The organism is Seonamhaeicola sp. ABD4_340 (assembly GCF_056312135.1).
The window spans coordinates 658,717-681,412 of the sequence record NZ_CM149981.1 but is presented as its reverse complement, the minus strand read 5'-3'; the positions used below and the strand labels follow the sequence as shown (position 1 = coordinate 681,412).

The window sequence follows — 22,696 nt, the reverse complement described above, 5'->3', positions numbered from 1 at the left end:
TTAGCGGTATTATTTGTCTTCATAAACTTGTTTCAGCATGTCAAAAGCAAAGGGCTTAAAATAATTTACCAAGCATACCGTTCCAACGCAAATTTCTAATAAATTTACCTTGTTGTTTCGTTACAAGTTGTTTTGGTTTTTCTTTGGCAGCTTTAAAAAAACCACTCATATAATCTTTAAATAATTTGAAACTTTTCTTTTTGTAAGCTAGTTTTAATGCAGAAATACAAGTTATTGTAAAGCCATAGCGCATTTTGTACATAGCTTCACCTTGCATGTATTTAGAAGCTTTATTGTAGCTAATACCAGTTGGTTTTAAGTGTTTTACATGTAAAGAAGCGTCAGTTAAAATATCCCAATTGTAGTATTTAGCTAAAAGTTCATCAACAGTATCCCAACCCATTGATGGTTTAAGTTTTCCTATATCTAAAAAACAGTCTTTTTTATAGGTTTTAAGAGCGCCACGAATGTGGTCCTTTCTAGTAAGGTTTTCTAAAACCCAATCGTTATTCTTTTCAATATAACAAAAGCCCGCTGCCATACCTAATTTGGGGTTTTTACGAAAATGATAAGCTATAGTTTCAAGATAATTATTTGGAAAAATTAAATCTGCATCAAACTTACAAATAGCATCATAATCATCATCTAAAACATTAAAGCCTTTGTAAAAAGCGTTTATAATTTTTGCTCCAGGTAAATGCTGATTGGTAGATTTTGAATTGACAAGTTTTATAAAAGGATGTTTGTTGGCAAAAGCCTCAACAATACTTTCAGTTTTATCGGTAGAATTATCATTTACAACAACAACTTGCTTGGGTTGAAGCGTTTGATTAATAAGCGAGTTTAAGGTTAAACCAATTGAGCTTTCTTCGTTATGTGCTGGTATTACAACATAAAATTTCATTTGATAAATTTCAATATAAAAAAATCAAACAGCAAGTTTTTTAAGTAGCTTATTTGTGTATTCTTTCAGCGTACACAATGTAATATCTAGGTGTAAACCAGCGTAACAAGGGGCGAATACCAATTTTTTTTGTTGGATTGGTCCATTTTTGGCTATCAATAATTTTCCAGCCAGTTTTTTCAAGTAACCAATCAAATTGCCAATCTTCAAACTCATGGTAGTGTCTATCCCAAATGTCTGTTTTACTTCGGTAAGCAGAAGAAAACCATAATTTTAGAGGTACGCTAGCTACTAGTTTTTCTGCTTTTATATTTTTTAAAACGGTGTATGGTGATAGTAAGTGTTCAAAAATTTCAAAGGCCGTAACTACGTCTGTTTTTGTGTTAATAAGGGTCCTTGTATCTTCGTCTAAATCTTCGCCGTTAGTATTTGTAACCGAAAAACCCTTGTCTTTCATTATTTCAGAAAACGGATTTTCAACACCTAAATCTAAAATAGTTTCGCTGCTTTTTATGTGTTTTTGTAAAAACGTTAACGTGTGTTTAAAGCGTTTGTTTGGGAAGCTTTTTTCGTACATTATTAGTATTTGTAAACAATGGCATTAATATGCATACCAGCACCTACGCTTGCAAAAATAACCACATCGCCTTTGTTGATGTTATGGTTTTCTAGTTGGTTGTTTTTTACCAAATCAAATAAAGTTGGAACGGTTGCTACCGAACTGTTTCCTAATTTTTGAATGCTCATAGGCATAACGTTATCAGGAATATCGGTTCTGTAAAGTCTGTAAAAACGTTTTAAAATAGCTTCATCCATTTTTTCATTGGCTTGGTGAATGAATATTTTTTTAACTTCAGAAATATCAACACCGCTATTATCTAAGCACGTTTTCATAGCTTTTGGCACGTTTAAAAGTGCAAATTCATAAATTTTGCGTCCCTCCATTTTTATGTAGCGGGTATCTTTATCTAATTCTGGATTGTTTGAATTTCCAAAGTATAAATAATAGGCTTCATCATAAGTGAAACTTGCTGATTCATGAGCTAAAATACCGCCTTCTTCATTTGTAGTTTCAACAATTGTAGCGCCTGCACCATCTGAAAAAATCATGGCATCTCTATCGTGTTTATCAACAACTCTAGATAAGGTTTCTGTACCAATTACCAAGCATCGTTTAGCCATACCAGCTTTAATAAATGCTTGTGCTTGTATAACACCTTCAACCCAACCCGGGCAACCAAAAAGTATATCATAAGCTATGCATTTTGGGTTTTTAATACGTAAACTGTGTTTAATTCTGGTTGCTAAAGATGGAATTATATCAGCTTGAATGGTGTTGTGTTTTACATCGCCAAAGTTATGTGCTACAATAATATAATCTATAGTTTCAGGGTCTATGTTGGCATCTTTTATGGCTTTTTCAGCAGCAAAAAAACCTAAATCTGATGAGGTGTGATGTTTTTTTGCATACCTACGTTCAGAAATGCCTGTGATAGCTTTAAATTTTTCAACAATAACCTCATTAGGGGCATTAATAACAGAGCCATCAGTATTTAAAAATTCATGGTTATGAAAACGTTCATTTTTTTCAATAGTGTCAGGTATATAGCTGCCTGTACCGGTTATTTTAATATTCATAATGCTATTTAGTTTACTAAAAAGCTAATTTACCTTGTAAAAACAAAAAAGCAATTTTAATTACTTTTTTATTACGACGTTCAACAGGCAAAATTAAGCCTCAATATAGTCTTCTATAGGGGCGCAAGAGCATATTAAATTCCTATCTCCGTAGGCATCATCAACACGTCTTACAGTTGGCCAAAATTTATTATCTCTAAGATAATCTAACGGAAATGCAGCCGTTTCTCTAGAGTAAGGGTAATACCACTCATTGGCGGTAATTGCATCTAAAGTATGTGGTGCGTTTTTTAATACGTTGTTGGCGTCATCTTTTGTGGCATTGTCAATTTCGTTTTTAATAGAAATCATGGCATCACAAAATCTATCAATTTCGGCTTTACTTTCACTTTCTGTAGGTTCAATCATTAATGTGCCCGCTACAGGGAATGATACTGTTGGTGCATGAAAACCGTAATCCATTAAGCGTTTTGCAATATCTGTAACTTCAATACCATTAGCTTTAAAAGGTCTACAATCTACAATCATTTCATGGGCGGCTCTACCGCGTTCACCAGAATATAATGTGTTAAAATTGCCATCTAACCTGTGTTTAATGTAGTTGGCATTTAAAATAGCTACTTTGGTAGATTGTGTTAAACCTTCAGTACCTAACATTTTTATGTAACCGTATGATATTAAACAAGCTAAAGCAGAACCAAAAGGCGCAGCCGAAATAGCAGAAATAGCCTTTTCTCCACCGGTTTTAAATAAAGGGTTACCCGGTAAAAACGGCACTAACTGTTTGGCAACACAAATAGGGCCAACACCTGGGCCACCACCACCATGCGGTATTGCAAATGTTTTATGAAGGTTAAGGTGACAAACATCGGCACCTATGCTACCCGGATTTGTAAGTCCTACTTGGGCATTCATGTTGGCACCGTCCATATAAACCTGTCCGCCATTATCATGAATTATTTGCGTTATTTCTTTAATAGCAGATTCAAACACACCATGTGTAGAAGGATATGTAACCATTAAAGCTGCCAAATTATCTTTATGCTTAATGGCTTTTTCTCTTAAATCTTCAACATCAATATTACCTTCTTCAGTAGCTTTTGTTACTACAACTTTCATGCCTGCCATAACGGCACTTGCAGGATTTGTTCCGTGTGCAGATGATGGAATTAAGCAAATATTTCTATGATGATCATTACGAGATTCATGGTATGCTTTTATTACCATTAAACCTGCAAATTCACCTTGAGCACCAGAGTTTGGCTGTAATGATGTGGCTGCAAAACCTGTAATTTCAGTAAGCTGATTTTCTAGCGCTTTTAACACTTTTCTGTAGCCGCGTGCCTGTTTTTTAGGAGCAAAAGGGTGTATATTGCCCCATTTAAACCAACTTAATGGTAGCATTTCGGCTGCAGCATTTAATTTCATTGTACAAGAACCTAATGAAATCATAGAGTGGTTTAATGATAAATCTTTACGCTCTAATGTTTTTATGTAACGCATCAATTGTGTTTCAGAATGGTGTTTGTTAAACACTTCTAATTCTAAAAATGGCGTTGTTCTTTTAACCGAAGTTTCAATGTTATTAGCTTGTGCTACTTCAGAAATTATAATAGGTTTTTTGTTTGCAGCCTCGGCAAAAACACTAATTAAATAGTTTATATCTCGAATTGATGTGGTTTCATTTATAGAAATGGTAACCGTATTTTTATCTGGGTAACAAAGGTTTACTTTTTTCTTTGTAGCAATCTTTTTTATTTTGATAGCTTTCGTTTTTATTTGAAGCGTATCAAAAAACGATGAATTTACCTGATTGTAACCAAGTGTTTCTAAAACTTCGGCTAATTTAGATGCTTTATTATGCACTTTGTTGGCTATAAATTTTAAGCCTTTTGGCCCGTGAAAAACGGCATACATACCGGCCATTACAGCTAGTAAAACTTGTGCAGTACAAATGTTTGATGTAGCTCTGTCTCTTTTAATATGCTGTTCGCGGGTTTGTAAAGCCATTCTTAGCGCTCTGTTTCCATTGGCGTCTTTAGTTACACCAATAATACGCCCAGGAATATCACGTTTAAACGCCTCTTTTGTAGCAAAATAAGCTGCGTGTGGACCACCATAACCCATGGGAATACCAAAACGCTGTGTAGTACCTACAACAACATCGGCACCAAAATGACCGGGCGCTTCTAGTTTTACTAAGCTTAAAATATCGGCAGCTACAGCTACTTTAATTTGTGTGCTTTTTGCTTTTTCAATAAACGATTTAATGTTGGTTATTTGGCCGTCTCTTCCCGGATATTGTAAAATAGCACCAAAAAATTCAGAAGAAAAATCAAAAGTATCTTCATTACCTACAACCAATTCTATACCAATGGGGTTTGCCCTTGTTTCTAACAATGAAAGTGTTTGAGGTAAAATATTTTCAGAAACAAAAAATTTGTTGATACCTGCTTTTTTTTGAGAGCGTTCTCTAACGGCAAAAAGTAGGCTCATAGCTTCGGCAGCTGCAGTACTTTCATCTAATAATGAGGCATTGGCAATTTCCATACCAGTAAGCTCAATGACCATGGTTTGAAAATTTAAAAGTGCCTCTAAACGGCCTTGGGCAATTTCTGCTTGATAGGGCGTATAGGCGGTGTACCAACCCGGATTTTCTAAAACGTTACGCTGAATTACAGCAGGCATAACGGTTGGGTGGTAACCTAAACCAATGTATGTTTTGTAAGCTTTATTCTTTTTTGAAACATCATGAATATGAAGTAAATACTCATGCTCGGTCATTGGCTCGTCTAAATTTAGAGGTTTTTTTAAACGAATATCGTCTGGAAGCGTTTCGTAAATTAACTGATCTAAAGACTCTAAGCCAAGGGCGTTAAGCATTTCTTGTTGGTCTGTTTCACTCGGACCAATATGACGTAAAGCAAAAGCGTTTGTGTTCATTTAATTTCAAATTGTTAAATAATTCGCAAAAATAAGTAAAATTTAAAGGGTTTTGTTGCAGAAAACGGAAAGTTTTTAACTATTTGAAGCTGTTGTTAACAGTTTAATTATTTTTGTTTGATGCAATATTTTAAACAGCTTTTAAATTTTTATATAAATAGTAGTATTCATGTGGCTTTGTCTGTGTGTGCTTTGTCTGTTGTAACACAAATTGAGTTGGGTTTTTCTATTGATGTTGTGTTATTGTTGTTTTTATTTTTTGCTACTATTACAGGTTATAATTTTGTGAAGTTTTTTGGTATGGCAAAATTCCATCATAGGCGTTTAGCAAGTTGGTTAAAGGCTATACAGGTGTTTTCGTTTTTCTGTTTTGTTTCTATGTGTTATTACGGCGGTAAGTTACAACCAGAAACTCTTGTGTGTATTGCTTGTTTTGGTGTTGTTACTTTTTTTTATGCTATACCATTTTTACCAAAACATTTGTTTATTGATAAGCAACAAAATTTACGAAGTATTGGTGGCTTAAAAATTTATTTAATAGCCTTGGTTTGGGCAGGAGTTACGGTTTTTTTACCCGTTGTTAATACCTCTTTTGATGTTACTATAAATGTTATTTTAATAGTTGCACAACGCTTTATTTACATTATAGTTTTAATGTTTCCTTTTGAAATTAGAGATTTACAGTTTGATAGTGTTAAGCTATCTACAATACCACAGAGAATAGGAGTAAAGCGCACCAAAATAATAGGCGTATTCCTGTTGTTTTTTATAGCTGTTTTAGAGGTTTTTAAAACCGAAAAACAATTAATGCATACACTTACTTTATGTGTTGTTTTATTGATTACGTTGCTTTTTTTGTTGTTTTCAAAAAAGGAGCAAACAAAATATTACAGTGCGTTTTGGGTTGAAGGAATACCTGTTTTATGGGTTATAATATTAGTTATATTATCAAGTTAATTGGCCTGTTTTTTTATAGCATTTTCAAGCTCTTTTTTCATGTTTTCTTTGCTTTCTGGAGTTAAGCAATCAACATTAGCTTCGTTTATTTTTTGGGTTAGTTTTGTGTTGCGTTTGTAATAGGCTCTTGTAACGTGGCACCATGTAAGTCTTAGGTTAAGTTTTATTTTATCAAATAAACTAGCCTCATTATATTGTGCTTTGTCGCATAAATGTTGCGCTTTATCACAGCTTACAAATAAAAAGCTCTTCTTCATATTTTCCATTGTTAAAACCAGTTTTTTTCTAGGCAATCGGCCATAGCAGTACGTGCTCTGTGAATAATTACCCATAAATTAGACGGTGTTATGTTTAATTCATTACAAATGGTTTCGGTTTCATAGCCTAAAATGGTTTTCATTTTAAAAACATTGGCTTGCTTACTGGGTAATTTGCCTAAGCAATTATGTATGGCTTCACCAAGTTCATTGTTTTGCATATCATCTTCGGCTGTTTTGTCAAACGGATCTGCTACGCGTTCTTCTAACCAATCGCCTTCACTTTCAGCGTCGTTATAATTCATTCTAACTTCGGCTTTACCTTTGTTAGAATTAATTTTTCGGTAATAGTCAATTATTTTTCTTTTAAGAATACTAATAAGCCAAGTGCGTTCACTGGCTTCGCCTTTAAAGTTTTTCATTGATTTTAAGCCCGCCAGAAAAGTATCTTGCACAAGGTCTTTCGCTATGTCTTTATCATTTACACGGGTAATGGTGTAATTGTAGAGATAGTCGGAATATAAATCGATCCAATTATTCGGATTAATTTGATGGTTGGGCATATTGCATGTTTTCTTTTATCAAAAGTAAAATAAAAAAATGAAACCGTTTTAAGTTGTAAATATTAATACATTCAATAAAAACATTTATTTTTTAATTAATCCTGCACGCTTTAATAAAGCTTCAGGTTTAGGCTCTTGCCCTCTAAAGCGTTTGTATAGCGTCATTGGGTTTTCGGTACCACCTTTGCTTAAAACATGGTCTTTGAATTTGTTGGCTACTTTTGTGTTAAAAATACCTTCTTGTTTAAAATATTCAAAAGCATCAGCATCTAAAACTTCGGCCCATTTATAACTGTAGTAGCCCGAAGAATAGCCGCCTTGAAAAATGTGTGCAAAGGCTGTGCTCATACAATTTTCTTCAACATCAGGATATAGTTTTGTGTTGCTAAATGCCTTATTTTCATGCGCTTTTACAGATGTTATTGATTCTGGAGAATCACCACCGTGCCAACTCATATCTAATAGGCTAAAACTTAACTGGCGTAAGGTTTGCATGCCTTCATGAAATGTAGCCGAGGCTTTAATTTTTTCTACTAAATCCATTGGAATAACCTCGCCAGTTTCATAATGAGTTGCAAATAACTCTAAAGCTTCTTTTTCAAAACACCAATTTTCCATTATTTGGCTTGGTAATTCAACAAAATCCCAAAATACACTTGTGCCCGATAAACTTTGGTAAGTTGTGTTGGCTAACATACCGTGTAGCGCATGACCAAATTCATGAAACAACGTGGTTACTTCGTTAAAAGTAAGGAGTGATGGTTTGCTTTTTGTTGGTTTTGTAAAGTTGCAAACTATAGATATATGTGGCCTAGAGTTTTCATTATTTTTAATGTACTGTGGTTTGTAAACTGTCATCCACGCACCGTTTCTTTTTCCTGATCTTGGGAAAAAATCGGCGTAAAGTATGGCAATATAATCGCCATTAGTGTTGCTTACTTTGTATGTTAAAACGTCTTTATGATATTTATCAATACTATTTATTTCTTCAAAATGTAAGTTGAATAATTTTTTGGCAATTGTAAATGCGCCTTCAATTACATTTTCTAATTTAAAATAAGGTTTTAGTTTTTCGTCATCTAAACTAAAAAGTTTTTGTTTTAATTTTTCAGCATAATAAGCACCGTCCCATTTTTGAAGTTGCTCAATGCCATCTATATTTTTAGCAAAATTTTGAAGGTTTTCAAACTCGTTAGTGGCGGCAGGTTTTGCTTTTTCTAATAATTCATTAAGAAAATTAGTGACATTTTCGGGTGTTTGTGCCATACGTTCTTCTAAAACAAAATGGGCGTGGGTTTTGTAACCTAAAAGGTTTGCGCGTTGGTGCCTAAGTTTTACAAGGTTTAAAACAATATCTTGATTGTTTAAATCATTATTTTTAAAACCTTTGCTACCGGCGGCTAAACTTATTTTTTTACGCAGTTCTCGGTTATCTGCATAGGTTACAAAAGGTATGTAGCTAGGGTAATCTAAAGTGAAAAGCCAGCCTTCTTTTTGTTTACTTTCGGCTAACTGTTTTGCAGCTTCAATTGTGCCATCGGGTAAACCACTTAAGTCTTTTTCATTTGTAATTAACATTTCAAAGGCATTGGTTTCTGCCAATACATTTTCACCAAATTTAAGTTTTAATTTACTAAGCTCTTTGTCAATAGCTCTTAAAGTTTCTTTTTTATCATCTGAAAGATTAGCGCCATTTCTAGAAAAACTTTTGTATTTTTTGTCAAGCAGCGTTTGCTGTTCAATAGTTAAGTTTGAGGTGTTTTTGGCGTTATAAACGGTTTTTACACGTTGAAATAGAGCTTGGTTTAACGTGATATCGTTACTAAATTCTGAAAGTAAAGGTGAAACTTCTTGAGCTATTTTTTGAATAGCCTCATTAGTTTCTGCAGAATTTAAATTGAAAAATATACTTGAAATTCTATCTAATTGTTCACCTGAAAAATCTAAAGCTTCAATGGTATTTTTAAAAGATGGCGCTTCAGTATTATTAATTATGGCATCAATTTCGGCTTTAGCATTTTCTATAGCTTCTTTAAAGGCAGGAAGGTAATAACTGTCTTCAATTTTAGAAAAAGGTGCTGTATTGTATGGCGTATTAAACGTTTCAAGTAATATTTTGTATGACATAATTTATAATGAAATGTTAAAGTTTAATTATTATGCATGCATAATAAAAAAAAGTTTTATATTTGCACCCGACAGATTTTTGCGAGTGACTAACTCATAAGGATTATATGTTAATAGCTTGAAAACCTCGAATTTTTATTCGAGGTTTTTTTATGGCTATAAATCTTTAGCAGATTCGTTTACTTTAATTTTTAAGCCTTCTTTATAGGCTATAATTTTATCTAAAACACAAGTATCATGCGCTCCAATAATTTGTGCAGCTAGAATACCAGCATTTTTAGCACCGTTTAATGCAACTGTAGCCACAGGTACACCACCTGGCATTTGTAAAATAGATAAAACAGAATCCCAACCATCAATTGAATTACTGCTTTTTACAGGCACGCCAATTACAGGTAAAGGCGATAATGAGGCTATCATACCTGGTAAATGAGCAGCACCACCAGCACCTGCTATTATTACTGAAAAGCCGCGTGTGTGGGCATTTTTTCCGTAGTCAAATAATTTTTCGGGTGTGCGGTGTGCAGATACTATATCTACTTCAACTTCAATATCAAACCCTTTTAAGATGTCTATGGCATCTTGCATAACAGGAAGATCACTTTTACTTCCCATAATTACGCCTATTTTACTCATAAATTTTGAAATTTATAATTTTGAAAAAACCAAATTTTAAAGTTTATATTTAGTTTTAAATATTATTTATTCGCTTATTACTTTAATAGATTTTTTTACGTCTTCAGCAATACGTCTGGCTTCATTTAAATCTTCATTTACAATAGTAACATGGCCCATTTTTCTAAATGGTCTGGTTTCTTTTTTACCGTAAATGTGTGGTGTTACACCATCCATTTTCATGATAGTTTCAATGTTTTGGTAAATTACATTACCAGTATAACCTTCGGCACCAACAAGGTTTACCATAACGCCACCAACTTTACTGTCGGTTCTACCAAGCGGTAAATTTAAAATGGCACGTATATGCTGTTCAAATTGCGATGTGTAACTAGCCTCAATGGTTTGGTGCCCAGAGTTGTGTGGTCTTGGGGCAACTTCATTTACCAAAATGTCATCATTTTCAGTTTGAAACATTTCAACCGCTAAAAGGCCTACGTGATTGAATGCTTTAGATACTTTTAAAGCCACATCTTTAGCTTTTTTTGCTACATTATCATCAATTCTAGCCGGACAAATTACGTACTCAACTTGGTTGGCTTCTGGGTGAAATTCCATTTCAACCACTGGGTAAGTTTTAACCTCACCGTTAGCACTACGAGCAACAATAACAGCTAATTCGTTTTTAAATGGCACCAATGTTTCGGCAATACATTCTACGTTTGGTAGGTTTTGTAAATCATTAAGCGTTTTAACAATTTTTACGCCTTGGCCATCATACCCAAATTGGGCACTTTTCCAAACAAAAGGTAATGTTAATCCGCCATGATTAATAGCTTCTTCTATTTCAGAAGTATAAGCAAAACGTGTAAATGGGGCTGTTGGTATGTTGTTATCAACGTAAAACAATTTTTGCTTTGCTTTATTTTGTATGGTGCGCAGTGTTTTTGCTGCTGGGTAAACTTTTATACCTGTTTTTTCTAAAGCTTCTAAAGCATCAACATTTACATTTTCAATTTCAATAGTTAATACATCAACGTGTTTTCCAAAGTTAAAAACGGCATCATAATCCATTAAATCACCAAGTGTAAAATTGTTACAAGCTAGTTTGCTTGGTGCTTCAGGGCTAGCATCCATTACATTGGTTTGTATATCAAACTTTCTTGTGTTGTAAAGTAGCATTTTACCTAATTGACCGCCACCTAAAATACCTAGTTTAAAGTTAGAAGAGAAGTAGTTCATTCATGTTTTTTTTATGAAACGTATTAAAGTTATGCAAAAATACACTTAAATATTAAAAAAAGGATTCTAAAACGTAATTCAAAAGCCTAAAAACGTAAATCATTTAATTATCTTTGCAGCTTTAAAAATACGTTTAAGGTGGTAAAATTACATAACAAATATTTTAAACCGTTTATTACTGCAAATCAAATTGATACAGCAATTGATAGACTGGTTAAAGAAGTAGCAAACGATTTAGGAGACGAAATACCTGTTTTTATTGGAATTTTGAATGGTTCTTTTATGTTTACAAGTGATTTTGTGAAAAAATACCCAAAGGCTTGCGAGGTTACGTTTATTAAATTAGCATCTTATGAAGGTGTAAAATCTACCGAAGATATACAGCGTTTAATAGGTTTAACGCAAGATTTAACAGGGCGTACTGTAGTAATTTTAGAAGATATTATTGATACAGGAAATACCTTAGCCGAAGTACACCGTATTTTTCAAAATGAAAAGGTTAAAGCATTAAAAATTGCAACGCTTTTTTACAAACCCGAAGCTTATAAAAAAGATTTTAAATTACATTATGTTGGTATAGAAATACCTAATAAATTTATTGTTGGCTATGGCTTAGACTACGATAACTTAGGTAGAGATTTACCAGAAATATATCAAATAAAAGAAACACAACACATGACAAATTTAGTGCTATTTGGCCCTCCAGGTGCAGGTAAAGGAACACAAGCAAACTTCTTAAAAGAAAAATATAACTTAGTTCATATTTCAACAGGCGATGTTTTTAGGTTTAATATTAAAAACGAAACAGCTCTTGGAATGCTTGCAAAATCATACATTGATAAAGGAGCGTTAGTGCCAGATCAAGTAACTATAGACATGTTAAATGCTGAAGTTGAAAAAAATGCCGATGCAAATGGTTTTATTTTTGACGGTTTTCCGCGTACAAATGCTCAAGCGCAAGCTTTAGATAACTTAATGGATTCTAAAGATTCTGCAATAAATGCCATGATAGCGCTTGAAGTTGATGACGAAGTTTTAGTAAAACGTTTACTTGAAAGAGGTAAAACTAGCGGAAGAGCAGATGATGCCGATGAGTCTATTATTAGAAATAGAATTAAAGAATATTACAATAAAACAGCCATTTTAAAAGATTATTACTCTGCACAAAATAAATATTACGGCGTTGATGGTGTTGGCAGTATAGAAGATATTACAAAACGTTTAAGTACGGTAATAGACGCCTTATAGTAAACGTTTATTTGTTTAGTTGTTTAAAGTGAATATACGACTAAACGACTTAACGCAAAACAAATAAACTAGACAAATGACAGAAGGAAATTTTGTAGATTATGTAAAAATGTATGTATGCTCTGGTAAAGGCGGACAAGGTTCTGCGCACTTACACAGAGAAAAATATATTGAAAAAGGCGGGCCAGATGGTGGCGATGGTGGCCGTGGTGGGCACGTAATTATTCGTGGTAATGAAAACTTATGGACATTATTACACTTAAAATTTAAAAAACACATACGTGCTGGCCATGGAGAACACGGTAGTAAAAGTAGAAGCACAGGTGCCGATGGTGAAGATGTGTATATTGATGTACCTTTAGGAACCGTTGTTAGAGATACCGAAACCAATAACATCCTTTTTGAAATTACAGAACATGCGCAAGAAAAAATTATTGTAGAAGGCGGTAAAGGTGGTTTAGGTAATTGGCATTTTAAATCGTCTACAAACCAAACACCACGCTATGCGCAACCAGGTATGCCTACGCAAGAAAAGTATGTTACTATTGAGCTTAAGGTTTTAGCCGATGTTGGTTTAGTAGGTTTCCCAAATGCCGGAAAATCTACATTATTATCTGTAATAACATCTGCTAAACCTAAAATAGCCGATTATGAGTTTACAACCCTAAAACCTAATTTAGGCATTGTAAAATACCGAGACTATCAAACCTTTGTAATGGCCGATATTCCGGGTATTATTGAAGGTGCTGCTGAAGGTAAAGGGCTTGGGCATTATTTTCTTCGTCATATTGAACGCAACTCGGTATTATTGTTTTTAATTCCGGCCGATGCCGATGATATTAAAAAACAATATGATATTTTATTAGATGAATTAAGGCGCTACAACCCCGAAATGTTAGATAAAGAGCGTTTTATTGCTATTTCTAAAAGTGATATGTTAGATGATGAACTTAAAGCTGAAATGAAGCAAGAGCTTGATAATAATTTGCCAATTCCATACATGTTTATCTCATCGGTAGCGCAAAAGGGCATCACCGAGTTAAAAGATACACTTTGGAAAATGTTGAATGATTAGTGGGCAAGAATTCATTTCAATTTAAAACAAAAACTCATTGGAATAATTTTTGATTATCTTTAAATTAAAAATTAGCTAACAATGAAACATTTACAATTACTTCTGTTTATATTTTTAATAGTAGGTTGCGCACCCATTAAGGTGAATTATGATTATGAACGCACTACTAATTTTTCAAAATACAAAACCTATCAGTATTTTGGAGATATGAAAACCGGTTTAAGTGCGTTAGACACTAAACGTTTTTTAGATGCTTTTGATGCTAAAATGACCACATTAGGTTTTTCAATTTCTGAAAACCCCGATTTTTTAATTGATATAAAAAGTGCTGAATTTCAAGGCGCCCCAAGGCAACGTGTAGGCGTAGGTTTAGGTGGCGGCGGCCGTAATGTTGGTGGTGGCGTTTCAATTGGTATACCTATTGGGCAACCTAATGTAAACCGACAAATTACAGTTGATTTTGTTGATGAAAAAGGCATTGGTTTGTTTTGGCAAGCTGTTAGCGAATCTAGTTTTAATCCTAATGCAACACCTGAAAACAGAGAAACGCGCTTAAAAGCTATTACCGATAAAATTTTAGCTGGTTATCCGCCAAAACCTTAATGTTTTACTACTTTTTTACTTGCAATAAGTATATTATTTGCATAAATATTAGCAATGTAAATTCCTGTTTGTAAATGACTTGTGTTGATTTGTGTTGAGGTATTTAGCTTTTTAGATGTAATTTGTTTGCCATCAATTGTGTTTAAAACTATGCGTAATTTTTGGCTGTTAATACTTTCAATTGTAAAATTTAAAAAATTATTAGTTGGGTTAGGAAACATGCTTATTTTAAAGGTGTTTTTGTTGCTAGTAATAGTTTCAGTACCCAAAGCACTGTAATTAATAGTCCAGTTTACATTGTAAATATGAAATGTTTCGTGGTTATCTACCTTTAGCATATTAGAATTATCTGTAACGGTTACAGAAAGGGTGTTGCTGCCTTCATTTAAATTAGTTTCAGTAATAGAAACATCATCAACATTGTTGGCATAATTAACGTTGTTAAGTGTCCATACACTTTCTAAAGTGTTAGGTATAGGTTTTATTAAATTAAGCTGAAAATTAAGCGGAAAATTTAAAGCCTCAAGAGTTGTTGTTTCTGGGTTGAAAGAATCAATAGGAGAGATGAGGCTATGAATTTTTTCAATCATACCTTCTTTACAAACAGCACAAAAAGGTTTGTTTAAAACTTCCATTTTACATTCGGCATGTCTTGGTTTGTACCACATTGAAGCATTGCCACTGCCTGTATGCTGGTGTATGCCAATATTGTTTGTACCCATCCAGTTTTTCCATTTTACGGTATTAGGGTTGGTTTCTTGTGTCATATTTATGGCCTCAGCAGCCAATATATCTCCAGGATAATATTCGTCTTTTAAATCAAAAAGTGAATGCCCTAATTCATGAACAGCAATTTCTAATGAACTTGTACCGGTTGAAGCCATTGGAAATTTACCACCACTACCGCCATAATAGGGCGAGTTTACAAGTATAAGTGCTTGATCATAAGTTGGGAAGTTGTTAGCTAAAACAGTTTCTATTTTGGCTTGGGTATTATTAGCGCTAAATCCATCAATTTCATAATACAATAAAAAATGATTTCCAAAGGCATCATAAGTTGCATTAAAATATGTGTCTACCATTTGTGTGGGCACGGGCCAACCAGATTCATGATTAGCGCTACCTGTTCCTGGGTGGTCTGCACCACTTTCATTTGAAGGTACTTTTATAGCATATACATTAAAATAATTAGCATATTCTAAATAAGGCGATTGGCTAAAAAGGTAATCACTAAAGTTTGTAGCATCTGTAATAAAAGTGTTTAACTCGGTAGTTTGGTAGCCGTCACTTAAAATAACTAAGTTTATACGTTTGTTATTATCACCAGTTATTTTTATGGCTTCAACATCAAAAGTTTGAGCAAAAGCAGATGCAAAACTCACCAATATTACAATGATATGTAGCAGATATTTCACTGGTTAATTTTAGTTTTAATTAATGGTTTTGTTTTCTTGTTTGAAGCATCAATTTCAGAAACACTTAAATAATACACGTTAGCATAAGCAGGAATGCGAATAGTAAACGAAGATTTTTTTAACTGAACATGTTTTGTTTGCAGTTGTTTATCATGGTTAATATATTCCATGTGCTTTTCAAGCGGATTTTTTATGCTGAATTGTTCAAGCATGCGCCCTTGTTTGTTTAGTAAACTGCAAAGTAAATCGCCTTGTTTACCATTTTTTAAAAGGCTATTTTGTTTAAGTGTACCTTCGGTTTCAATTTTATTAATTAAAGTAATATGTTTTCTGTTTTTGCTTTGTGTTATATTAAAATTTATAAAAAGCAATTTGGGTTTGCCGCTTTTGGTAAGGGTTGGTGGTTCTATATTTTTACTTGCACATGCCGTTAAGTTTAATAACAAGCATACGGTTAAAAAAAGAAGACATAATATTGTGGGGCGTTGCATAACACAAAGTTACTAAAAACTGTTTAGTGTTGTTGCTTAAAACTACAGAAGCCCCATTTTTTTGGAGCTTCTGTAAATTTGTTATTTTAATATAATTACTTAACCTGAATTCTTACGCCTTTACTGTGGCTACTAAACTCGGGCGCATACATGCTTTGTATGGTAGTGATACCGTTGCTCATGTTTCCGGTATTGTTTACACGTAAATCATATTCAAAAACAAAAATACCTTTTGGTAAATAATCAAAAAAGAAGTTTGTACTGGCGTCTTTTGTACTTTCATAGTAGCCTAACCCGTCTTGCCATTTGTAGTTAGATAAAACGTTTACAGGCTCTAAACCAGCGGCACGCATATCTTTCATATGTACAAATTCCATAGGTCTGTCGTTTTTAATTTCAATTCTAACGCGTATCAGGTCACCAACTTCTAAATTGCTTTTTGAAGTTATTTCACTAAGAGCTTCACCTGTATTGGTGTTTTGTTTTAAAAATAATTTTTTAGAGATTTTTAATGAGGTTTTAGCTGATGTAATTTTATCTAAATCTTCAAAATATTGCCAATATAAACCACCCCAAGCAATACCATTACCTTTTTTTGTTAGTGTAACATTGCCCATATTTGGTTTAATTTCTTGGGCATTCCAAGAGGTTTTAAAATACCCAGTGCCAGCTTCAATTTTGGTGTTTTCTAATTTTGAAGGATTTACAGTTTCTTCACCAACAGAAACATCAACCATATCTGTAACATCCAACCAATTGCTGCCTTGAAGTAGTAAGGCATACACCGCTTCGGTAGTTGCTTTGGTAGTTTTCCAACGGTTAGTTTGTTTATTTTTAAGTAGCCAAATTTTAAGGTTGTCTATAGTTTCTAAATTTTTAGTTTCATTTTGAATGCGTGTGCCAGTTTCAGAAAACGCTTCAATTAGTAGTGCTTGCGTTTCAATTGGTGCTTGATACCAAAACCAAGAGTTTGTGTTTTCTTTCCAGTACATGCCTAATTCTTCATTGGTAATGCTATTTTCTTTTAAAGATTTTATAATTTTTGAAGCTGTTTTTACATCATTGGCTCTATGTGAAATTAAAGCCATTAAACCTTTGGCGTACAATGAACGGTTTAACCAGTATTTTTGAATTTGCGATTGGTAATATGCAATAACATTTTCAACTTCTTTAGATTTTTTTACCTGCGGAAAGAAACTACGCATGTATAAATAATGCAATTGATTATGGCTTAAATGGTCTTTGTTTAAATCAATATTCTTATTGTACTTTTTTAGGTCTTTGTATTCTTTTATAAAAGCTTCATCTAAATATTTAATGGCCTTTTTAATCATTTGAGATGTATTGCTAGCGTTATTGGTTACTTTAAGTTTATGCAAGTGCCCAAAACCAGTAATAATATGTTGTGTAATCCATCGGCTTTCATAACCGCCATTAAACCAAGGCCATGCGCCTGATGACATTTGATTGCCTTTTAGTTTATTTAAAGCCAATTGTAATGCGTTATTCATTTTATTTAAATTGAACAACAAAGCAATACGCTTTTTCTGTTCGGTTTCACTTTGTGCATCGCGTAACCATGGCGTTTCTTGAATTAAAATAGATTTTAATGTTTCATTTTTTTCAAGGTTTGAAATGAGCACGTCTTCTGATGCCCACTGATTAAAAACATCTTTTATTCTAGGGTTAGAATTTACAATATGGCTAGCTAACGCATTGGCGTAATACCTGCTAAATGTTTGCTCATTACATTCATAAGGGTATTCCATTAAATAAGGTAATGCTTGTACCGCATACCACGCCGGATTAGACGTTATTTCTAAGCTTAATTTGTGGTGTTTTAATGTAGAAGAGGTGTTGTTTTTTAGTTTATTTAATGTAAAGGTTTTAGTTTCGTTGCTTTTTATCCACATAGGTAAAGTTTCTGTAACCAACATGCGGTTTGAAAGTACAGGTAATGCATTTTGCTCGCCATCACTAAAACTTTCAGATTTTGCAACTATTTTATATTGAATAGCTTGAACATCATCAGGTATTGATAAACGCCACGATACTTGAGTGTTACCTTTTGATGATACTGAAAAATTTTGCACACTTTTAAGTGTTAAAGTACTATTATTATTCACAAGTAATTTTGATGTAATATCTTTTCCTGAAATAGCATCTGTTAAAATAAGTAGTGCTTGTCCTGAAAGTGGTTTTACGGTTAAATTTGAAATTTTAGTACTTATATTAATACTGTCACCTTCGCGTAAAAAACGTGGTGCATTTGGTATAACCATGAGTTCTTTTTGAGTAACTGTAGTTAATGTTTTTGTGGCACTTTTTAAGTTTTTGGTATGCGCTAATAATTGCAATTTCCATTGTGTTAACGCTTCGGGAGTTGTAAAACTAAAACTTACATTGCCTTCATGGTCTGTTTTTAAATGCGGAAAGAAAAAGGCGGTTTCTTTTAGGTTTTTTCGAATTTTGATTTCGCTAAAATCTGTTTTAGTTGGACTCTCAGGTTTAGGAGGCGGAGGAATATTTAGTTCATTGTCATTTGCCTGTCCTTTTATCATTGCTTGTCCTTCAGAAACTTCAGCTTCTTCAGCCATAACTTTAGATACTGCTCCTGTTAATTCTTTTCTTTTTTGTGTGCCATAACCAACCACCACAACTTCATCTAATTGGGCGCTATCTTCAACTAAGGCTATTTTTAAAACATTATTATTGCCAATTTTAACTTCATAATCTAAAAAGCCTAAAAAGCTAATTTTAAGAGTGTTTCCTTTTTTTGCTTCAATAGTAAAATTACCATCAAAATCTGTGATTGCTTTGTTTTCTGTTCCTATAATTATAATGTTTGCTCCTGGTAAAGGCTCTCCAGTTTCATCATAAACAGTACCGCTAATAACACCTGTTTTTAAATTTTTATCAAAAGTTTCTTTATGTTTTGATGTGAATTTTGGTCTTAATGCATTTAAATATCTGTTATACGTCCATTTATTAAAGTTCATTGAAAACCCAAACCAATTCCATGTGTCATAATATTGCTTTGGATAATGGTAATTATAACTTAATGAATTGTAAACTTTAAAGTTTGTGGTGCCAAAACTTTGGAGCATATTAGTTCTAAAAGCACTGTAATATACGGGTTTGTTAATAGGGTTGAAGTACCAATAATGGTTTTTAAACTGGTTTAAAGAGGCATCATACATACTTGCTAAAAGTTCGGCACTAACTTTGTCGCCTTTTGGACCTTTAATGTTGAAATTCCAAGTTTCATCTGTTCCGGGTTGCAAACGGTCTCTAAAGGTGTTGGTTTCAATTTGCAAATCGGTTTCTGGGTATGGTACCAAAATTGGCAATGTACCTTGTTGAGCACTGTTAAAAGCAGCAAAACTGTAATGAATAGCAAAACCACCAACATCATTTTGTGTAACGGGAATGCTTAATGTTTTTTTATTGTTATTTAAACGAATTATTTGCGTATCAATAATATCATGATTTTTTTCAACAGATACTGTAACTACTATGTTTTTTGCAGCCGAAGCTAAGGTTATATAAGCCGTTTCGCCTGCGTTGTATGTAGTTTTGTTTGTTGTTATATTAAATAATTGATTGTCGGCTAAACTATCATCTTTATCACTAAATAAAGATATTTTTGATTCGTCTTTAACCTTTTGATTAAACGTATCTTTAGTTTCTAAAATGACGATGTATTGCCCTGATTCCCATTTTTTAATTTTTCCTAAATCAAGTTTTTTTGAAATTTCGGTATTAAAAGTTTTGTTTAAAACAAGAGAGCCTTTTTTCCATTCATTAGGTAAATGTTCGTTTGTAAAAGCCTCATTTGGAAATAAGTTTTTAAATTTTTCTTTTGAAAAATCTTGATAATCTGGCGCAGGCCAAGGGCGTGGTCTTACAACAGTATTTGGAGCTTTAAGTTTGTAAATTTTTATGCTGCCTTTAGCGGGTGTGAATTCGCCATTTAAGTTTTTTGTATCAATAGTTAGTGTGTGGTTTTTATTGTTTTTATTGAGCGCATCATTAATAATAATTTTGGCAGTTAAAGCATGATAACCAACATTTACAAGGGTTGTTGCACTTCGGGTTTCGCCGTTTACATCGGTAACATCGGCAGTGATTTCGTATTTAAAAATAGGCAGACTTTTTTTATCTACACTCGTGTCTGGCAGCGCTTTAAAGGTAATGCTGAATTCACCATTGGCATTGGTAACGGTTTCGCCGTGAGTTATTTCTTGAGGCTCGCTGTTAAAATTTGGCCTGTACCAATAAAACCAATGCGGATATTGCACTTTACGGTGTACACGATATACAACTTTAGCATTTGTAATGTTACTTCCAGCAAAAGCAATAGCATTACCTTTTACGGTAACAGAATCGTTAATTTTAAAAGTTTCTTTAACGGGGTTAAAGATGGTTTCAAATTTTGGGCGCTTGTATTCTTCAACAGAGAAATAATGATTTGAATACAAATCACTTCTGTCAGCATCAATTTCAATGTAATACTGGCCGTTTAAACCTGTGTTTGGTAAAATAAACTCGCCGCTAACAGAGCCAAATGCATTGGTTTTTAGTTCTAATTCTTTTATTTCTTCACCATTGGTATTGTATAAAACCGCATATAAATTTTCATTAGCTAAAACTTCAGAAGTGTTGTTTTTAGTTTTAAGCGCAATGGCTTTAAAAAATACGGTTTGTCCAGGTCTGTAAATACTTCTATCAGTAAAAATAAAAGCTTTGTACTGTGTTTTTTGTTGTTGCTTGTTTTGGCGTGAACCCATCCAGTAATTTCCAAAATAAGCCGTTTCATCTTTATGGTTTACTTTAATAGCTATGTTGCGGTAGTAATTATTTGTTTTTTTAATGATTATTTTTCCTTGGCTATTGGTGGTGTGGTTTTGGGTTTTTCTATTGCCGTTGTATCTGGAACTGTATGACATTTTAATGGCTGCATTAGGTATAGGCTCGCCATTGTTTCTGTTAATTAATTGAAAAATTTGATGCGTGTTATTTTCAGCATCAACCAGAGCTAAATCGGTAATTTGTAACGTGGTTTGAGCAAAAAAGGCATTGCTATTTTTGTTAGTTGTGGCTAAAACAACATAGCGCCCATTGTTTAGTTTAGGCAGTAATATTTCGGTACTATGGCGCTGATAATCGTTTTCATTGCGTAGTAAGTTTTCCCAAGTTTTAGTAGGTTTTAATGTGTTTAAAAATTCCCATTTATCAACTTGATTATAAATTTTAGCAAATTTTTCAAACTGTTTTTCGTTTAACTTGAAAGCTTTAAAGTGCAGTGTATTAATATTTTTGTAGTTTACCAAAACTCTAGCATGCTGTTGTATTGGTAAATAATTTTCGGTAGTAATGTTTAAAGCTGGTTCTAATATTTGCTTTTTTAGAATTTTACATTTTTCGGCACCCAAGCTTTCAGGAAAATAAGCTATGGTAGTATTGCAAATTTCTAGCGCCTCTTTGGCTTTAAAGCGGTGTTCTTTATTGGTGTTTCCGTTGTAGGTTTTGCTTAATTCAAGATAAATTGAGGCTATTTCAAAATGGTATAAAGCCGCAGTTTCATTCGTTTTATTTTTATCGACTTCAGTTTTTAAAGCGTTTAATAGCAGTGATTGTTTTTTGCTGAAAGTAGCATGCGTTTCAACAAATTTTAAGCGTTCAATATTAACATTGGCTAAAGCTTTTGCGTTTTTGCTTTTTAAATGAAAATGCATTAAGTTTTGATAAATTTTTAAAGCCTGTAATTGCAAAGAAGTACTGTCTTTTGATGTAATGTTTAATGCCGAAAAGGTTTCAGCGTTAGCTAAAAAATCTGGGTTATCAATTTCAAATTTATATGCCGGTTTTGTAATGTGTGTTTCGTTGGTTTTGTAAAATTCTAAAGCATTATGGTTTAAAAAATCAAAAAGTGTTGGCCTGTAAACCTTGGAATCTTTTTGGGTGTTTAAAATGGCATTATAATTGGCTAAATCTTCTAATTGAAGCATTAAGCCGTTTTGTAGTGAGTTTTGGTAATGCACATTAATTTGGTTGAATAATGTTTGTAAATCCCAGGTTCTAAAATCGGTTTTATTTACTTTTTCATCAGTTTTGGTGCGGTTGTAAAATTGCCATCTATGTTGTTTAAAATATTGCCAATACAAATTAGCTAGTTGATTTTCTAAAACATTTTTTATTGGGAAACTGCTAGTTTCAATAGTAGTTTTAAAATCATTAATTATATTAAGTTGCGCATCTTCCTCTAAAATTAAAGCAAACTTACTTTTAAATAAAAGTGTTTTAATAAGTTGTGGGGCGTTGTTATCTTTTTTAGCTTTAAGGGCAATATTATTAACAATTTTAAGTGCAGATTTAGGTAAACCCTCAATTTCAAGTTTTTCAACCTTTTGCCAAAGCGCTTCGTAATTGTTGTGTTGGGCATTGGTTATGTTTGCAAAAAGTATAATCATTAATGCTAATAGTGAGTTTTTCATAAACTGTGCGTTGTATAAGGTTACTTTTTAATTGGCTTGTTTTGCTAAGCTAAATTCAAAAGCTGTACCAAAAAATAGCCAATGAGTAAACCTCTATTTTGGGTGAGTTAATTTACTCATT

General features: G+C 33.1%; 16 protein-coding genes. 4 read left to right on the top strand and 12 right to left on the bottom strand.

Annotation, left to right across the window (positions count from 1 at the left end; all coding sequences use genetic code 11):
- Positions 1-55 precede the first annotated feature (55 nt).
- From ACYX4H_RS03045 to gcvP, 4 genes are all read right to left on the bottom strand, one after another.
- Complete coding sequence (locus ACYX4H_RS03045; protein ID WP_476237729.1) at positions 56-904, bottom strand: glycosyltransferase family 2 protein; 849 nt, start codon at positions 902-904, stop codon at positions 56-58.
- Positions 905-953: 49 nt separating this feature from the next.
- A complete protein-coding gene (locus ACYX4H_RS03040) occupies positions 954-1,481 on the bottom strand; it encodes a class I SAM-dependent methyltransferase (protein WP_476237727.1) in 528 nt (175 codons plus the stop codon).
- 2 nt (positions 1,482-1,483) lie between these two features.
- Positions 1,484-2,542, bottom strand: coding sequence for a 3-oxoacyl-ACP synthase III family protein (locus ACYX4H_RS03035; RefSeq protein WP_476237725.1), 1,059 nt, complete (start codon positions 2,540-2,542; stop codon positions 1,484-1,486).
- 93 nt (positions 2,543-2,635) lie between these two features.
- Positions 2,636-5,485 carry an aminomethyl-transferring glycine dehydrogenase gene (gene gcvP / locus ACYX4H_RS03030; protein ID WP_476237723.1) on the bottom strand — a complete coding sequence of 950 codons (2,850 nt, stop codon included), beginning with the start codon at positions 5,483-5,485 and terminating at the stop codon, positions 2,636-2,638.
- A 120-nt stretch (positions 5,486-5,605) separates the two neighbouring features.
- On the opposite strand from gcvP, the gene ACYX4H_RS03025 reads away from it, so the two are divergent.
- Complete coding sequence (locus tag ACYX4H_RS03025; RefSeq protein ID WP_476237722.1) at positions 5,606-6,442, top strand: UbiA prenyltransferase family protein; 837 nt, start codon at positions 5,606-5,608, stop codon at positions 6,440-6,442.
- Here ACYX4H_RS03025 and ACYX4H_RS03020 read toward each other — a convergent pair.
- From ACYX4H_RS03020 to ACYX4H_RS03000, 5 genes are all read right to left on the bottom strand, one after another.
- Positions 6,439-6,699 (bottom strand): hypothetical protein, encoded by a 261-nt coding sequence (locus ACYX4H_RS03020; RefSeq protein ID WP_476237720.1) that lies wholly within the window; start codon positions 6,697-6,699, stop codon positions 6,439-6,441. The genes ACYX4H_RS03025 and ACYX4H_RS03020 overlap by 4 nt on opposite strands.
- A gap of 11 nt (positions 6,700-6,710) precedes the next feature.
- Positions 6,711-7,262: a sigma-70 family RNA polymerase sigma factor gene (locus ACYX4H_RS03015; RefSeq protein ID WP_475295695.1), complete on the bottom strand. Its 552-nt coding sequence runs from the start codon at positions 7,260-7,262 to the stop codon at positions 6,711-6,713.
- An 84-nt stretch (positions 7,263-7,346) separates the two neighbouring features.
- Positions 7,347-9,389: a M3 family metallopeptidase gene (locus ACYX4H_RS03010; RefSeq protein WP_476237719.1), complete on the bottom strand. Its 2,043-nt coding sequence runs from the start codon at positions 9,387-9,389 to the stop codon at positions 7,347-7,349.
- Between the two features lie 156 nt (positions 9,390-9,545).
- A complete protein-coding gene (purE, locus tag ACYX4H_RS03005) occupies positions 9,546-10,025 on the bottom strand; it encodes a 5-(carboxyamino)imidazole ribonucleotide mutase (RefSeq protein ID WP_475295693.1) in 480 nt (159 codons plus the stop codon).
- Between the two features lie 66 nt (positions 10,026-10,091).
- Complete coding sequence (locus ACYX4H_RS03000) at positions 10,092-11,246, bottom strand: 5-(carboxyamino)imidazole ribonucleotide synthase (RefSeq protein ID WP_476237717.1); 1,155 nt, start codon at positions 11,244-11,246, stop codon at positions 10,092-10,094.
- 138 nt (positions 11,247-11,384) lie between these two features.
- Between ACYX4H_RS03000 and ACYX4H_RS02995 the strand changes: the two genes are divergently transcribed.
- The 3 genes from ACYX4H_RS02995 (at position 11,385) to ACYX4H_RS02985 (ending at position 14,172) form a co-directional block, all read left to right on the top strand.
- Positions 11,385-12,494, top strand: a complete 1,110-nt coding sequence (locus tag ACYX4H_RS02995; RefSeq protein ID WP_476237716.1) for an adenylate kinase — start codon at positions 11,385-11,387, stop codon at positions 12,492-12,494.
- Positions 12,495-12,570: 76 nt separating this feature from the next.
- Positions 12,571-13,569, top strand: a complete 999-nt coding sequence (obgE, locus tag ACYX4H_RS02990) for a GTPase ObgE (RefSeq protein WP_475295690.1) — start codon at positions 12,571-12,573, stop codon at positions 13,567-13,569.
- 81 nt (positions 13,570-13,650) lie between these two features.
- Entirely contained in the window at positions 13,651-14,172 is a 522-nt protein-coding gene (locus ACYX4H_RS02985; RefSeq protein ID WP_475295689.1) for a DUF4136 domain-containing protein, read from the top strand.
- Here the strand turns inward: ACYX4H_RS02985 and ACYX4H_RS02980 are convergent.
- From ACYX4H_RS02980 to ACYX4H_RS02970, 3 genes are all read right to left on the bottom strand, one after another.
- Entirely contained in the window at positions 14,169-15,587 is a 1,419-nt protein-coding gene (locus ACYX4H_RS02980; protein WP_476237714.1) for a T9SS type A sorting domain-containing protein, read from the bottom strand. The two genes, ACYX4H_RS02985 and ACYX4H_RS02980, sit on opposite strands and share 4 nt — an antisense overlap.
- Complete coding sequence (locus tag ACYX4H_RS02975) at positions 15,584-16,033, bottom strand: hypothetical protein (RefSeq protein ID WP_476237713.1); 450 nt, start codon at positions 16,031-16,033, stop codon at positions 15,584-15,586. Before ACYX4H_RS02975 ends, ACYX4H_RS02980 begins: the two co-directional genes overlap by 4 nt.
- Positions 16,034-16,173: 140 nt before the next feature.
- Positions 16,174-22,575, bottom strand: a complete 6,402-nt coding sequence (locus ACYX4H_RS02970; protein ID WP_476237712.1) for an alpha-2-macroglobulin family protein — start codon at positions 22,573-22,575, stop codon at positions 16,174-16,176.
- Positions 22,576-22,696: the final 121 nt, after the last annotated feature.

What these genes read in the sequence shown, in the direction of transcription:
- ACYX4H_RS03045 (WP_476237729.1), bottom strand. Translation starts at nt 904, where the DNA reads ATGAAATTTTATGTTGTAATACCAGCACATAACGAAGAAAGCTCAATT.
- ACYX4H_RS03040 (WP_476237727.1), bottom strand. Translation starts at nt 1,481, where the DNA reads ATGTACGAAAAAAGCTTCCCAAACAAACGCTTTAAACACACGTTAACG.
- ACYX4H_RS03035 (WP_476237725.1), bottom strand. Translation starts at nt 2,542, where the DNA reads ATGAATATTAAAATAACCGGTACAGGCAGCTATATACCTGACACTATT.
- gcvP (WP_476237723.1), bottom strand. Translation starts at nt 5,485, where the DNA reads ATGAACACAAACGCTTTTGCTTTACGTCATATTGGTCCGAGTGAAACA.
- ACYX4H_RS03025 (WP_476237722.1), top strand. Translation starts at nt 5,606, where the DNA reads ATGCAATATTTTAAACAGCTTTTAAATTTTTATATAAATAGTAGTATT.
- ACYX4H_RS03020 (WP_476237720.1), bottom strand. Translation starts at nt 6,699, where the DNA reads ATGAAGAAGAGCTTTTTATTTGTAAGCTGTGATAAAGCGCAACATTTA.
- ACYX4H_RS03015 (WP_475295695.1), bottom strand. Translation starts at nt 7,262, where the DNA reads ATGCCCAACCATCAAATTAATCCGAATAATTGGATCGATTTATATTCC.
- ACYX4H_RS03010 (WP_476237719.1), bottom strand. Translation starts at nt 9,389, where the DNA reads ATGTCATACAAAATATTACTTGAAACGTTTAATACGCCATACAATACA.
- purE (WP_475295693.1), bottom strand. Translation starts at nt 10,025, where the DNA reads ATGAGTAAAATAGGCGTAATTATGGGAAGTAAAAGTGATCTTCCTGTT.
- ACYX4H_RS03000 (WP_476237717.1), bottom strand. Translation starts at nt 11,246, where the DNA reads ATGAACTACTTCTCTTCTAACTTTAAACTAGGTATTTTAGGTGGCGGT.
- obgE (WP_475295690.1), top strand. Translation starts at nt 12,571, where the DNA reads ATGACAGAAGGAAATTTTGTAGATTATGTAAAAATGTATGTATGCTCT.
- ACYX4H_RS02985 (WP_475295689.1), top strand. Translation starts at nt 13,651, where the DNA reads ATGAAACATTTACAATTACTTCTGTTTATATTTTTAATAGTAGGTTGC.
- ACYX4H_RS02970 (WP_476237712.1), bottom strand. Translation starts at nt 22,575, where the DNA reads ATGAAAAACTCACTATTAGCATTAATGATTATACTTTTTGCAAACATA.